The 13,622-nt window shown below is 44.4% G+C and carries 11 protein-coding genes; all 11 read left to right on the forward strand.

Annotation, left to right across the window (positions count from 1 at the left end; all coding sequences use genetic code 11):
• Nucleotide 1: 1 nt before the first annotated feature.
• The 11 genes from CTT30_RS08165 to CTT30_RS08215 all read left to right on the forward strand — a co-directional run bounded on the left by CTT30_RS08165 (nt 2) and on the right by CTT30_RS08215 (nt 13,620).
• On the forward strand, nt 2-1,489 hold the full coding sequence (locus CTT30_RS08165) for a sigma-54-dependent transcriptional regulator (protein WP_252034580.1): 1,488 nt from the start codon (nt 2-4) through the stop codon (nt 1,487-1,489).
• Nucleotides 1,467-2,534, forward strand: a complete 1,068-nt coding sequence (locus CTT30_RS08170) for a glycosyltransferase family 4 protein (protein ID WP_252034582.1) — start codon at nt 1,467-1,469, stop codon at nt 2,532-2,534. Before CTT30_RS08165 ends, CTT30_RS08170 begins: the two co-directional genes overlap by 23 nt.
• A 99-nt stretch (nt 2,535-2,633) precedes the next feature.
• On the forward strand, nt 2,634-3,836 hold the full coding sequence (locus tag CTT30_RS08175; protein WP_252034584.1) for a glycosyltransferase: 1,203 nt from the start codon (nt 2,634-2,636) through the stop codon (nt 3,834-3,836).
• Nucleotides 3,829-5,025 (forward strand): glycosyltransferase, encoded by a 1,197-nt coding sequence (locus CTT30_RS08180; RefSeq protein ID WP_252034586.1) that lies wholly within the window; start codon nt 3,829-3,831, stop codon nt 5,023-5,025. The genes CTT30_RS08175 and CTT30_RS08180 overlap by 8 nt, the downstream gene beginning before the upstream one ends.
• A 10-nt stretch (nt 5,026-5,035) precedes the next feature.
• Nucleotides 5,036-6,487 (forward strand): lipopolysaccharide biosynthesis protein, encoded by a 1,452-nt coding sequence (locus CTT30_RS08185; protein ID WP_252034588.1) that lies wholly within the window; start codon nt 5,036-5,038, stop codon nt 6,485-6,487.
• The gene (locus CTT30_RS08190; RefSeq protein ID WP_252034590.1) at nt 6,484-7,875 is read left to right on the forward strand and encodes an O-antigen ligase family protein; all 1,392 of its coding nucleotides are present in this window, start codon (nt 6,484-6,486) and stop codon (nt 7,873-7,875) included. The genes CTT30_RS08185 and CTT30_RS08190 overlap by 4 nt, the downstream gene beginning before the upstream one ends.
• Nucleotides 7,876-7,955: 80 nt before the next feature.
• The gene (locus tag CTT30_RS08195; protein ID WP_006962366.1) at nt 7,956-8,681 is read left to right on the forward strand and encodes an acyltransferase; all 726 of its coding nucleotides are present in this window, start codon (nt 7,956-7,958) and stop codon (nt 8,679-8,681) included.
• Nucleotides 8,681-9,796: a glycosyltransferase gene (locus CTT30_RS08200; RefSeq protein ID WP_252034592.1), complete on the forward strand. Its 1,116-nt coding sequence runs from the start codon at nt 8,681-8,683 to the stop codon at nt 9,794-9,796. The genes CTT30_RS08195 and CTT30_RS08200 overlap by 1 nt, the downstream gene beginning before the upstream one ends.
• Nucleotides 9,793-11,229 carry a GumC family protein gene (locus tag CTT30_RS08205; protein ID WP_006962368.1) on the forward strand — a complete coding sequence of 479 codons (1,437 nt, stop codon included), beginning with the start codon at nt 9,793-9,795 and terminating at the stop codon, nt 11,227-11,229. The genes CTT30_RS08200 and CTT30_RS08205 overlap by 4 nt, the downstream gene beginning before the upstream one ends.
• Nucleotides 11,230-11,347: 118 nt before the next feature.
• Nucleotides 11,348-12,439 (forward strand): glycosyltransferase, encoded by a 1,092-nt coding sequence (locus CTT30_RS08210; RefSeq protein ID WP_252034594.1) that lies wholly within the window; start codon nt 11,348-11,350, stop codon nt 12,437-12,439.
• Nucleotides 12,436-13,620: a glycosyltransferase family 2 protein gene (locus tag CTT30_RS08215; RefSeq protein WP_252034596.1), complete on the forward strand. Its 1,185-nt coding sequence runs from the start codon at nt 12,436-12,438 to the stop codon at nt 13,618-13,620. Before CTT30_RS08210 ends, CTT30_RS08215 begins: the two co-directional genes overlap by 4 nt.
• Nucleotides 13,621-13,622: the final 2 nt, after the last annotated feature.

Below are 13,622 nucleotides of genomic sequence, written 5' to 3' on the forward strand. Positions count from 1 at the left end.
CATGAGAGCAAAAGTACTACTGATTGAAGACTCCACTTCTCTTGCAGTCCTTTACAAACAGTATGTAAAAGATGAAGCGTTTGATCTGTTTCATGTAGAAACAGGTCGCGATGCCAAAGCATTCATAGAGCGCAATGTGCCACAGCTTGTGATTTTAGATCTCAAGCTTCCGGACATGAACGGTGAAGATATCTTAGACTGGCTCAACGAGAACCAAGTACCTACCTCCGTGGTCGTCGCGACCGCCCATGGTTCAGTGGATGTTGCAGTCAGCTTGTTGCAAAAAGGAGCTAAAGACTTTCTCGAAAAGCCAATTCAGGCAGACCGACTCAAAACATCGATAAATCTCCACTTACAGCAAGCTAAACTCGAACATTTAGTCGAAGATATCGAAGCGAAATTCGACAGAAATCGCTTCCACGGATTCATCGGCTCGTGCCTGCCTATGCAGGGCGTTTACAAGATCATTGACTCTGTTGCTCCGACTACCGCGAGCGTTTTCATTATCGGAGAAAGCGGCACAGGTAAAGAAGTGTGCGCTGAAGCAATCCATAAAGAAAGTAAACGAAGCGACAAGCCTTTCATAGCTATCAACTGTGGTGCTATTCCCAAAGATCTTATGGAAAGCGAAATTTTTGGCCATGTGAAAGGTGCATTCACGGGTGCGACTACGGACAGAAAAGGCGCGGCATCTTTAGCTCATGGAGGAACCCTTTTCCTTGACGAGTTATGTGAGATGGAGCTGGAAATGCAGAAAAAACTGCTACGTTTCCTACAGACAGGGACTTTCACCCCACTCGGGGGTTCGAAAGAAATGAAGGTCGATGTGAGAATAATCTGCGCGACCAACCGTGACCCATTGCTAGAAGTTGAAGAAGGCCGATTCCGAGAAGACTTGTACTACCGCGTTCATGTTGTGCCGATTGAAATGCCGCCTCTAAGAGAACGCGGAAATGACATCACAACGCTAGCGACTCATTTCCTTAAGCTGTTCGCTAAAGAAGATAGGAAGAAATTTAATGGCATCAACCGAGATGCCGAATCGTTGCTCAAGCGTTACTCATGGCCGGGGAACGTAAGACAACTGCAGAATGTCATTCGTAACATTGTCGTTCTTAATGATGAACCCAAACTTTCTGTGTCTCACCTACCCGAACAAATTTCAAAAAATAGTAAACCTTCAAGGCCTAAAGTCACACAATCGACAGTCAACCATGAAGTATCAGCTCAAACAGACCCCATCACGCCAGTCGAAATACCAGCACAAGAGACCGGTCGAATGATTGAGAGTGAGAGTCCACAAAATACTATACCAGCTACGATACGCCCGATGTGGCAGGTTGAAAGAGAAACCATTCAACAAGCCATTGATTTTTGCGATGGTAATGTCCTCAACGCAGCAGTATTACTCGAGTTGAGTCCATCAACCGTTTATCGTAAAAAACAGGCTTGGGAAGCCGAAGAAGATGAGCAGCAATACGCGGATTGATGTTTGGCTAGTCATCGATAGCCTGACGTTTGGCGGTATTGAAACCTACGTGCTTGAGCTCGCTAAAGGGCTCAAGCATCATGACATAAGTGTTGAGGTGTTGCTGGTAAAACGGTATCAACAGCGTTCCCCCCTCGTAGAAAAACTGGAAAAAGAAGCTGTCCCTTACCAGTACTTATCTGACCTGGCCTCTCAACCTTTGTTCGCACTGATCCAAAAAATTAAACATTCACCAACGGCTCTTATCCATGCTCATGGGTACAAAGCGAGTCTGCTGTCTAAATGTGCACGAGTTTTGACCGGAGTAAAACAAATAACAACCTATCACGCTGGCGAAACACCAACAGGTAAAGTCTGGGCTTATGATTTTGTTGACCGCTACACGGCGTTTATTTCTACGCTCTCACTTGCCGTCAGTGATAAAGTGAGCCAAAAGATCCCAGCGACTACCCTTAGGTTGAATAATTTCATTGATGATTCAAAAGCCAGTGTAAGCACAGGAGAACAGATCGCCTTTGTTGGTCGCCTAAGCCATGAAAAAGGACCAGACAGGTTTATTCGATGCGCTAAAAGCCGCCCAGATTTATCCTTTCACATCTATGGCTCAGGTCCGTTAGAAGCAGAGATTTCTCAATTAGCGCCGCAAAATGTTCAACTCCACGGTCATCAAAGCAACATGGATGTGGTTTGGAAACACATAGGCGTACTTATCATTTGCTCTCGATTTGAAGGTTTGCCTATGGCGGCGCTTGAAGCCATGTCCAGAGGGTGTATTGTCATCGCGTTAAGGGTCGGAGATCTTCCTAAACTGATTACCAGTGGTCAGAATGGATATTTGGTCGATACGGCTGCTCAGATTGCTGATGTTTTACGAACTCTAGAACAGTTAACGGACGACGAAAGACAAAAGATATCTCAGCAAGCGATTGGCACAGTTCGAGAACAATTTTCCTCTTCTGCAATCATTCCTAAATTGCTACAACTCTACAAAAAATCTGGTCGTCAATCTGCTTCTCATATTGAGAAAAACACTCTCATAAAATAGTTAAAATTTTTTTTATATATTTTTCATAAAGTTAGTCAAACTTAAATCTTGGCATCTCAATTGCGTTGTTCCTCGTATAAATGGCAAAGGGGAATAACAATGAAGAAAAAAATACTGTTTGTTCACTACGGAAATGACTGGATTCGCGGAAGCGAGCAGTGCCTCATTGACCTAATGGAACAGTGCTCTAACCAAGGGTTCTCTGTACATCTATGGACCAATAATTCTTCTTTGCACCGTTACGCCTTGCGCAACAACATCTCATCCGAAGCTGACGCATTCCCTCTCCTACTTGGCTGGCTCGCCCCCAGATTCGATTTTCTAGGTTGGGGCTACCTGGTCCGTAAAGCTTGTAAAATCCTCCAAAGAGAAAGCATTGACGTCGTTCATGTCAACAGTGGAGCTCCATGTCAATGGATGGTACTCGCAGCCCGAATCAAACAGGTTCCAATGGTGACTCAGCTACACAGCTCCTATCCTGCCAGAGACCGATTAACACTAGGCCTGCATTTGTCCCCACACATCATCTCTGTCAGTGAATATGTTGCCAGCCAGCTCAAATCTGAGGGGTACCCACGTGAGCATTTGTCAGTCATTCATAACGGATTGCATGTTTCTAAACTCGACGCGCAACAAACTGTCGAAACGAAAAAAGTACTCGGACTTAACGACGACGACTTCCTTTATGCGACAGTCGGCTCTCTAATTCACCGCAAGGGTATCGATCGGCTTATCGTAGCGTTAAGACATTTGAACTTTGAATATCCGAACACACACCTTTTAGTCATTGGCGACGGTCCACTCAGAAACGAGCTAGAAAAACACGCCAAGAAGTTGTATTTGGAAAACAGGGTTCACTTTGTCGGTGAACAAAACAATGCAGTAGGTTGGTTGAAAGGCTGTGATGCCTTTGTAAGCGGTGCTAGAAGCGAAGCTTTTGGACTCGTTATTGCTGAAGCCGCTGTCGCTAAGATTCCAGTTGTAGCACCTTTTGAAGGTGGTATCCCAGAGTTTGTTCAACATGGTGAGACCGGTATTCTCTACCCCAACAGGGGGGTAGGTCCATTAAGCAAGGCTATGAAAGTATTAGTCGAAAACCCTGACTTTGGGCGACAACTCGCCAGTAATGCCAGTGAACACATCGGTAGCAAATTCAATGTTTCGCTATCAAGCCATCGTATCATCGGTGTTTACAAGAAAATTATGGTATCCCACCAACCCTCCGTCTCTTTATGGCGTACATTTATCCCGCTAAAAACCTATTTGGCAAAGCGCATTGCTATGGGAGGTCAGTATGGTTAATTCAAACGTGACAAAAACACTGGTCTTCGATCCAATAACATTCAAAGGCGGATCAAAAATCGCCACTGTCGAAGCGTTAAGTTTGTGTCGGGCAGATATCAACCACTTTGTTATCGCCACAGCTGATGTGGAATTCTGGAAGAGCTGTAAACTTACAGCATCACACTCAGTCGATATAGTTGCATTGCCTCTTATTAAACCATTGGCTAAGCAGCATTACGGCCTCCTATATTGGCTAAGCCAGTGTTATACCGCCTTATGCCTTCTATTTTTCTTGATCAAGTACAAGAACATAGACAGAGCTATCGGTGCATCTGGGCCCGGTATGGACATGCCACTTTACATTGTAAAGTTATTAAAAAACATTGAATTAGTTCAGTTTATTCATGGGCACGTTGGAAACTCAAGGTCTATCGGTTACTGCTTAACCGTTGCTGACAAAGTGTTTTATCTGCCCTCCTGCAGACCAAGTATTTCTGTCGCGCTGAGAACATATCTAGAGCGCAAAACGTCCATAGAAGACTCAGGTTCCCTTGTGGAGATGTATTTGACGTCTCGCAAATACCATACCTTCGTTAACGGTTTACCCGAGGACAGATGGCCAACACGCTGCCAAACTGATTTCCCCGTCTGCTTTTGGGCTGCATCTTTATTAAAATGGAAAGGACTGGACTTGTTTGTCGAGGCACTTAAACATGCTGCACATATCAAACCAATCGCATCTAACATCTGTTACATCAGGCCCGTTGATACAGCCATTCCGACAAGTACCGCGCCCGTTGTAATTAAATACACGAATTGGTACCAAGACCCGCAAGAATTAGACACGATTAGAAGCCAATCCAACATCTTTGTTTCCACCAGCCACAAAGAACCGTTTGGTTTGTCCATTTTAGAAGCCTTAGCTGCGGGGATGTGTGTTGTTATCCCTCAAGATGGTTCTTACTGGGATAAACGCCTGACACACAATATCAACTGCATCAAATATTTACCTGATGATGCTAACTCGTTGTGTGATGCCCTGTTATATGCCGTTAAAGATCGCACCAACTTCAAACGCTGTATTGATAATGGAATGATGATTGCTGAAGAGTATAGAGCAGAACAGCGCTACTTAGACTTTGTTAAAACCATAGACCCTAATCCGTACCTAAAGCTATCTCGTGAGCCTAAACCTCAGAGCCACTAAGGAACATGTTATGCGACATAGAATATTGCAGTGGTTTAAACAAGACAACGTCACCAGTATGGCGCTCTATGCTCTGAGCCTGCTTATGATGAAAGGGACATCACTACTCATGCTCCCCTTCATGGCAAGTTACTTAACACCATCACAGTTTGGCCACCTTGAATTACTTTCTATCACCACTGTTTTTTTCAGCCTGATGGTCGGTTTAGCAATGCACGAAAATCTTTATCGCTTCATTGGTACGATAAAGGATGCATCAACTCGCTTTGCTCGAGTATGCGAATTGTACTCCAGTTCTTTTTCGACATCCTTGCTACTCGCAGGGGTATTATTCGCAGGTTATTTTGCCGTGTCTCATGCAGCGTTAACCATCAACACTGAACAAATGACACTGATAACGATCGTAGTAATAGTTGAGGCACCTCTCGCAATTTGCTTAGCTTGGTTAAGACTAAACAACAAGGCGGTGACTTTTTTCAAAATCAGTTTTGTTACTTTGCTCATTCAGGTCTCTCTGGTCATTTTGATACTCACCAACAATCCAGACGTTACTTTATTATTTAGCGTTGGCGTTCTGTGTGCCGTACTTCAGGTAACTTATCTCCATTTCCACAACAAGCTTTCTTTCAAACTGCCTACCCTTGTTCACTACAAACGCTACATCCAATACTCGTTCCCTTTGATGTTATCAGCCGCAGTCGCATTTGGACTTTCTGGTGCCGAGCGATGGATCATTGCCGAAGCGCACACATTAGAAACCTTAGGTATATACGCAGTGGCCGTCAAATTTGCCCTTGCGTTGGGGATTCTGATTCAACCCTTCCATATGTGGTGGATGCCAAAGCGCTTCGAAGTACTTGAAACTCTCGGCAAAGAAAAAGTCGCGCTTAACACTCAACACGGCATTATCGCTTTGTGCTTCCTGGGTGTCATTGTTATGTGGATGAGCCAATGTTTTATCAGCCTTGCGCTACCCACGGACTACCAATCTGCTGGTCAGCTTGTTGTTCTGTGTATCGTAATAATGTTGCTCAAAGAAATGGTAGAAATGCTCAATATCGGTGTGTTGTATGCAAAGCAAACAAGCAAGCTTTTTATTATCAATATTGTTGCGACAGCAGTGGCACTCGTCAGTGCTTGGCTGACTAAAGAAACAGGCGTTACAGCTATCCTACTCAGCCTGTGTATGGGCCAGTTTATTCGCCTTACTTTGATATACCGCCTAAGCCAGTCACTATGCCATATTCCCTATCGGTATGGCGCATTGTTGGCGTTTGTCCTTATTAGTTCAATATTCACGATCAGTGGGTGGTTCAATCATTCATTAGAAACGGCTGGGGTAATGCTTGTATTGCAACCTATGGCGCTAATCGCATTGCTGCACAAACTAAGATTTATTTCACTTTCTGCAAGTTCTGTCCAAAAAACTCATCGTCATAATCATGTGGAGCGTACGCTATGATGCATGCAGATAAGCTTTATCCGGCCGTCATTACCTCTGGAGTGTGTATCTTCATTGCACTGGTTTGGAAGCTCGTCCCTCATCCTGCTGTTGCCGTTGTGCTTAGCATGATGCCTCTTGGGATACTTTTCGTGCTAAACCAAACTTTTTGGTTGGTCAGCTTATTTGTCTTGTTTTCATTTTTCAGAATTCACGAAGCCATCCCTGCTCTTTACTCGCTAAAAATCCCTTTGTTACTTTCAGTCGGAGCATTAAGTGCTCTGTTGTGGCACAGTTTAATCAGCAAAAATCTTCAGATGTTCTGGCATCAAAGCCTGACTTGGTTCGCAGTGTTTTGGCTGTTGGTGCTCGTTGGAGCCGTATTATCATCCAATCCCGGTTTAGCTATTACCTACTTCAAGTCGATCTATTGGAAGATCATCGTCATGACTCTGGCAATCGCATGGCTCGTAAATAGCGTTCAAAATGTCAAACGCATTAGTATTCTAATCGTATTAGCAGGAAGCTTGATTGCATTTGTAGCCTTATCCAATTCCATTAATGGCATTGGCCTGGTAGAAGGAACACGAGTCACCATTGGCCGTCAACTTGGTTCAGTTTTAGGTGACCCAAATGATTTGTCACTAGTACTTATGTTCCCCCTTGCCTTTGCCATCAGTTTGATGACCACAAAAAACCTTGGCAGCGTTCGAATTCTAGGTTTAGTCGCTACGATATTGGCGTTGAGTGCTGTTATCGCAACCCAAAGCCGAGGTGGATTACTCGGTTCAATCGCGGTATTCGGAATATTCGGCTTGCGTATTATACGTTCCAAGTTTCTACTCGCGTTGATTGGAACTATTGGTTTACTTGTTCTGTTTGCAGCAGCGGGGATTTCTGACAGACAGTCAGGAGGCGCCGCGGAAGAAGGCATTGATGCTTCGGCGATGGGTCGACTCTATGCTTGGGAAGCGGCTTTTGGTATGGCTGTGGCCAATCCTTTAACAGGCGTTGGACTGAACAACTTCTACGCTAATTACTTTTTCTATAGCCCTCACTGGGATGGACTAAACCATGCCGTACATTCGACCTGGTTTGGTGTGCTAGCAGAAACAGGTTTCCTTGGCCTGATAGTATTCATTGGGTGTATCTACTCACTAGTCAAAACCAGCAAACAAACGCTGTCACTTCTAGATGCAGTGCCAGATAACTACTCTCCTTACCTTCACGCAACAGCCGCGGCAGTATACGCTGGCATTATGGGGACAATCGTATCGGGCACATTCCTCACTCAAGGCTTTACCTGGCCTATTTATATCCTTGCCGCTCTATGCATCGCCCTGAATCGTATTGTTCAAAACCATTCTCAAAATGAGAATACGCAGAAGGACGACAAGATTCATATATAACCAATTGTTTTTAATAAGTTTAATTTTTGGCACGTTACGTGTAACACCTCCTATTGAAATATAAAAATGCGGAGGCGCTTATGCTGGCTACACACATTAACGAGGTCAAAATTTGGCTAAAAGAGAACCCGAACCCTGTTTATCGCAAATTGTTTGTCATTTTGAAAAACATTCGCGCTTGCGACCTTCCAACTCCAAGCATCTTCAATAAAACAACTGCTTTTCTCTACAACGGAAGCAAAGCCCTCTTTGCCAATATGGTTAGAATTCTGATTCACACGCCAGCCTTTAAAGGCCGCCTCACTCAATTTGGCAAACGACTTTATCTATTTGGTGGTGTTCCACTCGTAACCGGCCCCCTTAAAATTTATTTGGGAGACGACTGCAGGATCTCAGGACAAAGCACATTCAGCGGTCGCACCCAATCATTAGAAACAGAGCTTATCGTTGGCAATAACGTCGACATCGGATGGCAAACTACAATAGCGGTTGGTAAACGCATTGTTATTGGCGACAACGTAAGAATGGCTGGTAGAGCGTTTCTCTTTGGTTATTCTGGCCATTCTTTACACGCGGGGAAAAGAGCCTTGGGGGCTGGCGATAGTGAAAGAGACATTGGCAACATCACCTTAGAAAGAGACGTTTGGTTAGGTACAAATGTTACCGTCTGCCCGAACGTTACTATTGGTCAAGGTACCATTGTAGGGGCTGGCAGTGTCGTAACGAAAAGCCTTCCTTCCTATGTTGTTGCAGCTGGCAACCCCGCCAAAGTGGTTCGTAAACTAACGAGTAAGGAGATGGAATAATGCGTGATCTCATCGTATTTGGCGAAGACTTTGGAGGCTTACCTTCAAGTACACAACACATCGTTTCTCGACTAGCTGCGAATAGAAAAGTGCTTTGGGTTAACTCAATCGGCCTACGTCAGCCTAAGCTTAATAAAAAAGATTTTGCTCGAGCTTTCGCTAAGCTACTAGGCCAAAGCAAAAAAGGCTACTCGTCGAAAAATGAGCAACTGAGTACAAATATCACTGTCGTAAACTTAAAAACTATCCCTGCTCCAAAATCTTCGTGGGCAAGGGAAATAGCAAAGTCTATGCTACTAGCTCAACTCAAGCCCATCATCGAAAAACTGGGGCTAAAAAAACCGATTTTGTGGACTTCTCTTCCGACTGCAGCGGACTTATGTGGCAGCCTAGATGAAGCTGCGGTTGTTTATTACTGTGGAGACGATTTCAACTCACTTGCTGGTGTTGATCATGAAACAGTGAGTAATCATGAGAGAAGGCTGGCTGAGAAAGCTCACCTTATCTTGGGTGCAAGCGAGGAAATCTGCAAAAAGTTTGACGGATTAAAAACCGCGCACATCCCTCATGGCGTAGACTATGAATTATTTAACACATCTGTAAGCCGTGCTCGAGACCTTCCCTTAGACGGTAAGCCCATTGCTGGTTTTTACGGCAGCATATCCCAATGGCTGGACTATAAATTGATAGCTCAAGTCTGTTTAGATAATCCTCACTGGAACTTCGTTTTTATCGGGCCATTGGAGCTAGATCATAATCCTCTGCCGAACTTTCCAAATGTATTTTACTTGGGCCCAAAACCACACCGAGAGTTGCCTCGATACAGTCAGCACTGGGATGCGAGCATGCTGCCTTTCTTGTTCAATGATCAGATTCAAGCCTGTAGCCCTTTAAAACTGATGGAGTACCTAGCAGCCGGAACACCTGTAGTTACAACGCCGTTTCCAGCACTTGCTCCTTATCGATCACACGTCAGTATTGCCAACGATGCGAAACAGTTTAGCCAATCACTTAATCAGGTTCTCAGTATAGGAAACACTGATACCGAGATTGTTCGTCGCGACAGCTGGGATGCTCGAAGTCGAGTTGTCAATCAGCTTCTGGAGTCACTATGAATGAACTGAAACTGCGCTTTATCATTATCCTTAATGCAGCTTGGAGACAGAGGTACGTAATTGTTCTACCAATGCTGATCATGCCTTTTGCTGGATACTTCGTCGGGAAAATGGCTCCGGAGAAATACGTTTCCCATACCAGTATGCTGATTCAGGAAACGGCAAAAATGAACCCGTTTCTGGAAGATATCGCAGTTTCAACCATGCTCAAGGAGCGTTTGGCAGCTCTGAGTACATTGCTCAAGAGTCGACATATTTTAAGATCCGTTGCCAAAGAGCGTGGACTGATTGACGATTCAATGTCCCCTTTTCAAGTGGATCAAGTCATCGCAGAGCTCGCAGCAAGCTTAACGGTTACCCAGCCTGGAAAGGATTTCCTTAAAATCCAGCTTTCTTCTACTCAACCTCAAGGCATGAAAGAACTATTAGAATCTGTCAGCGAGCACTTTATAGAGCAAATGCTGGCCCCAGAACGCTCTTCAATCAAAGATTCAAGTGAGTTTCTCACCATGCATATTGATAAGCGAAGAGAAGATCTCGACTTAGCAGAAACAGCGCTTGCTGATTTTAAGAACAAAAACGCCTCCGTTACACCTGAAATGCAAAGTCAGAGTCTTGCGAGGCTTGCTAGCCTGAAGCAAAACTTAGCCGAGAAAGAGGCGGAACTTGCTGGGGTTGAGCGGAGTCTGGGCTCACTCGATCAGCAACTGTCTAAAACCAACCCCGTCGTAGGTAAAATTGAAGATCAAATCATTGAAATTCGCAGTGAGCTAACTTTACTAAGAGCTAAATATACTGATAGTCATAGCGCTGTACTCGGCAAACAGCGGGAACTTCGTCGACTTGAAAACGAACGTTCGGAACTTCTTAAAGTTGAGCAGCCAAATATTAGCAGCGACCAGCTTTGGGATATCGCGAGTAGCAACACTTTGTCTGACATCAGCCAAATTCAACCTTTGCTCGTTACCCAGTTACACAGCCTTCAGCTAGTGCGGGGAAGATTTGAATCCCTGAGTGAAGAAACCAAAAGCTTGCGTAAAATGATTGAAGATCTTGAGCAACAAGCGAACCGCTTCGGCGACAACGCAAAAGACATGTTCCAGTTGCAGAGGGATGTTCAAATCAAAAGACAACTCTACGATGAGTTGATTCAAAGGTATGAGATGGCTCAACTTACAGGCTCATTAGGTATCTTTGAGCAAAACAAGCGAGTCAAGATCATTGATTTACCTTATACGCCAAGTTCACCAGCTAACCTACCCATAGTCATATTTATTATCGCAGGGTTCGTCGCAGGCATTGGCCTAGGCTGTGGTATCGCTACGCTCATTGAGCTTTTTGATACTTCGGTTCGAAGCGCGAGTGAGTTGCAATCTCTAACAGGCAAACAGGTGATCACTGCAATTCCTAAAATAAAACCGTTTCAATCATAAAGAATCTCAAAATAAAACACCTCACACATGGAAACTTAAGGCACTGTTATATAGGGACTTTTTTTTGGCACAGGTTATGCAATTTCTAATTTAAACCATCGAACACCAAGGAAACCGCATGACCAGTCAACCGAAAACAACCATACATGTTGTTCAGCATTTGGCACCAGGTGGATTAGAAACATTAGCCATCAACATGCTCAAGTTTGCTAAACCAGACGAGAACGTTTTCCTTATCAGTCTCGAAGGAAGTCGCTGCGAAACATTGGCAAACTGGCCAAGCTTAAAGAACGTTGAAGATAAACTTATCTTTCTAACCAAGAAGCCCGGTTTTGATTTTGAGGCGATATCTAAACTGCGTAAACTATTCAAACAAATTAAACCTAGAGTCGTTCACACTCACCACATTGGGCCTCTGATTTATGGAGCGACTGCAGCTAAACTGGCAGGTGTTCAACACATAGTCCACACAGAACACGACGCTTGGCATCTTAACAACCAAAAACATCTTCTGTTGCAAAGCCTTGCCTTGAAACTATCCCGTCCCAATCTGGTGGCAGATGCTGGGCTAGTAAAAGAGCAATTAGATGAGAAACTCAACTATGCCAATATCACTGTAATAAAAAACGGCATAGACTGTGAAAGATTCAAGCCGGGATCTCAGGCACAGGCACGCTGTGAGCTTGGCCTACCTGCGCATGGAAAAATCATAGGTTCCGCTGGACGCCTCGAAAAAGTAAAAGGTCACGATATCCTTCTCATGGCACTCCCTCTCATTAATAGCAATGTGACTCTCGCTATTGCAGGCATAGGAAGCCAAAAGGACGCATTAGCACGACTGGCTGAAGACTTATCTATCTCTCATCAAGTACGATTTCTCGATTTAGTTGAGGACATGCCAACCTTTTATCGTGCTCTCGATGTATTTTGCATGCCATCAAGATGCGAGGGTTTCCCCCTTGCTCCACTGGAAGCGCAAGCGTGTGGCGTTCCTACAGTCGCGACAAACGTTGGTGGCACCAATGAAACGTTATGTCCTATAACAAGTCAGCTCGCGGAAGCAGAAAATAGTAGTGAGCTTGCTTTGAAGCTATCCCAAATGTTGCTTGAGTCCCCTCAATCCTCACCACGCCAGTTTGTTGTCAACAATAACGACATTCGAAAAATGGTGGATGCCTATAGCGCAATAACACAGGAGGAATACGCATGATTGATCTGACCATTGGAATTTTCTTCACAATCTGTGCTGGGCTCATCGTCTATCACCATGTCGGCTACCCTCTTGTGCTTGCTTGGTATTCTAAGCGCCACCCAGTGGAAAAAGTAAAGCCAATTGAACGTGGTTACAAGATCGCTCGTTCAGATAGACAATGTGCTGACATCACCATTCTTATCCCTGCATATAACGAAGAACAGTGGATCGCAGACAAAATTCGCAACTTAGCCTGTCTGGATTACCCGAAAGAACATTATAACGTCATCGTCGCTTGTGATGGTTGTACCGACAATACTGCTCAAGTGGCTCAGAACACGATTCAAGAAGCCATTTGCTGTGATACACATTTTGAAATTCGGGTATTTGAAGAGAACCGCGGAAAGGTTGCACTAGTGAATGAGCAGATGCTAACGATATCAAGTGACATTACAGCATTGAGCGATGTGTCAGCTCTGATTTCTGTCGATGCCCTGCTGGTCGCCAACCAGCACTTCAAAGATAAAACTGTAGGTGCTGTTAACGGACATTACCAATTACTTTCTAGTGGCAGTGAAGGTGAAAGCAAATACTGGCAATACCAAAGCAGAATGAAACTGCATGAGGCGAGTTTGGGTAGCACACTTGGCGCTCATGGGGCTTTCTATTTGTTCAGAACTCACTTGTTTGAACCGCTCAAGCAAAACGTTATCAACGACGATTTCATCATTCCAATGGAGATTATTCGTAAAGGATATCGAGTGGACTACGACAAGGACATGATCGCATTAGAGCTTGAAGCAACCAACACCGACAACGACTTTAAACGTCGACTCAGAATTTCTGCTGGCAACATGCAGCAAGCCCTGCAATTGGCAGAATTGTTTTTACCACGATACAAAGGCGTCGCTTTTGCTTTCTTTTCAGGCAAAGGTTTAAGACTGATTACACCATACCTCATGATTCTGTGTCTGGCGCTTTCTGTCGTACTTATTCACCATCCAATATTTTTTATCGGGACCATTGTACAGCTCGCTGTTTACTCAGTTGCAATTCTGGGGCATGTGTTCCCACACATATTTAGCCATAAATACTGTCAATTAATCACATACATAGTAGCAGGACACTTTGCCAACCTAATTGGTGGCTTACGCTATTTGTTCGGTTTCGAAGCCACTCGTTGGACAAGAATTCAATGATA

It is taken from the genome of Vibrio coralliilyticus (assembly GCF_024449095.1).
Lineage (GTDB): Bacteria > Pseudomonadota > Gammaproteobacteria > Enterobacterales > Vibrionaceae > Vibrio > Vibrio coralliilyticus_A.

What these genes read in the sequence shown, in the direction of transcription:
- CTT30_RS08165 (WP_252034580.1), top strand. Translation starts at nt 2, where the DNA reads ATGAGAGCAAAAGTACTACTGATTGAAGACTCCACTTCTCTTGCAGTC.
- CTT30_RS08170 (WP_252034582.1), top strand. Translation starts at nt 1,467, where the DNA reads ATGAGCAGCAATACGCGGATTGATGTTTGGCTAGTCATCGATAGCCTG.
- CTT30_RS08175 (WP_252034584.1), top strand. Translation starts at nt 2,634, where the DNA reads ATGAAGAAAAAAATACTGTTTGTTCACTACGGAAATGACTGGATTCGC.
- CTT30_RS08180 (WP_252034586.1), top strand. Translation starts at nt 3,829, where the DNA reads ATGGTTAATTCAAACGTGACAAAAACACTGGTCTTCGATCCAATAACA.
- CTT30_RS08185 (WP_252034588.1), top strand. Translation starts at nt 5,036, where the DNA reads ATGCGACATAGAATATTGCAGTGGTTTAAACAAGACAACGTCACCAGT.
- CTT30_RS08190 (WP_252034590.1), top strand. Translation starts at nt 6,484, where the DNA reads ATGATGCATGCAGATAAGCTTTATCCGGCCGTCATTACCTCTGGAGTG.
- CTT30_RS08195 (WP_006962366.1), top strand. Translation starts at nt 7,956, where the DNA reads ATGCTGGCTACACACATTAACGAGGTCAAAATTTGGCTAAAAGAGAAC.
- CTT30_RS08200 (WP_252034592.1), top strand. Translation starts at nt 8,681, where the DNA reads ATGCGTGATCTCATCGTATTTGGCGAAGACTTTGGAGGCTTACCTTCA.
- CTT30_RS08205 (WP_006962368.1), top strand. Translation starts at nt 9,793, where the DNA reads ATGAATGAACTGAAACTGCGCTTTATCATTATCCTTAATGCAGCTTGG.
- CTT30_RS08210 (WP_252034594.1), top strand. Translation starts at nt 11,348, where the DNA reads ATGACCAGTCAACCGAAAACAACCATACATGTTGTTCAGCATTTGGCA.
- CTT30_RS08215 (WP_252034596.1), top strand. Translation starts at nt 12,436, where the DNA reads ATGATTGATCTGACCATTGGAATTTTCTTCACAATCTGTGCTGGGCTC.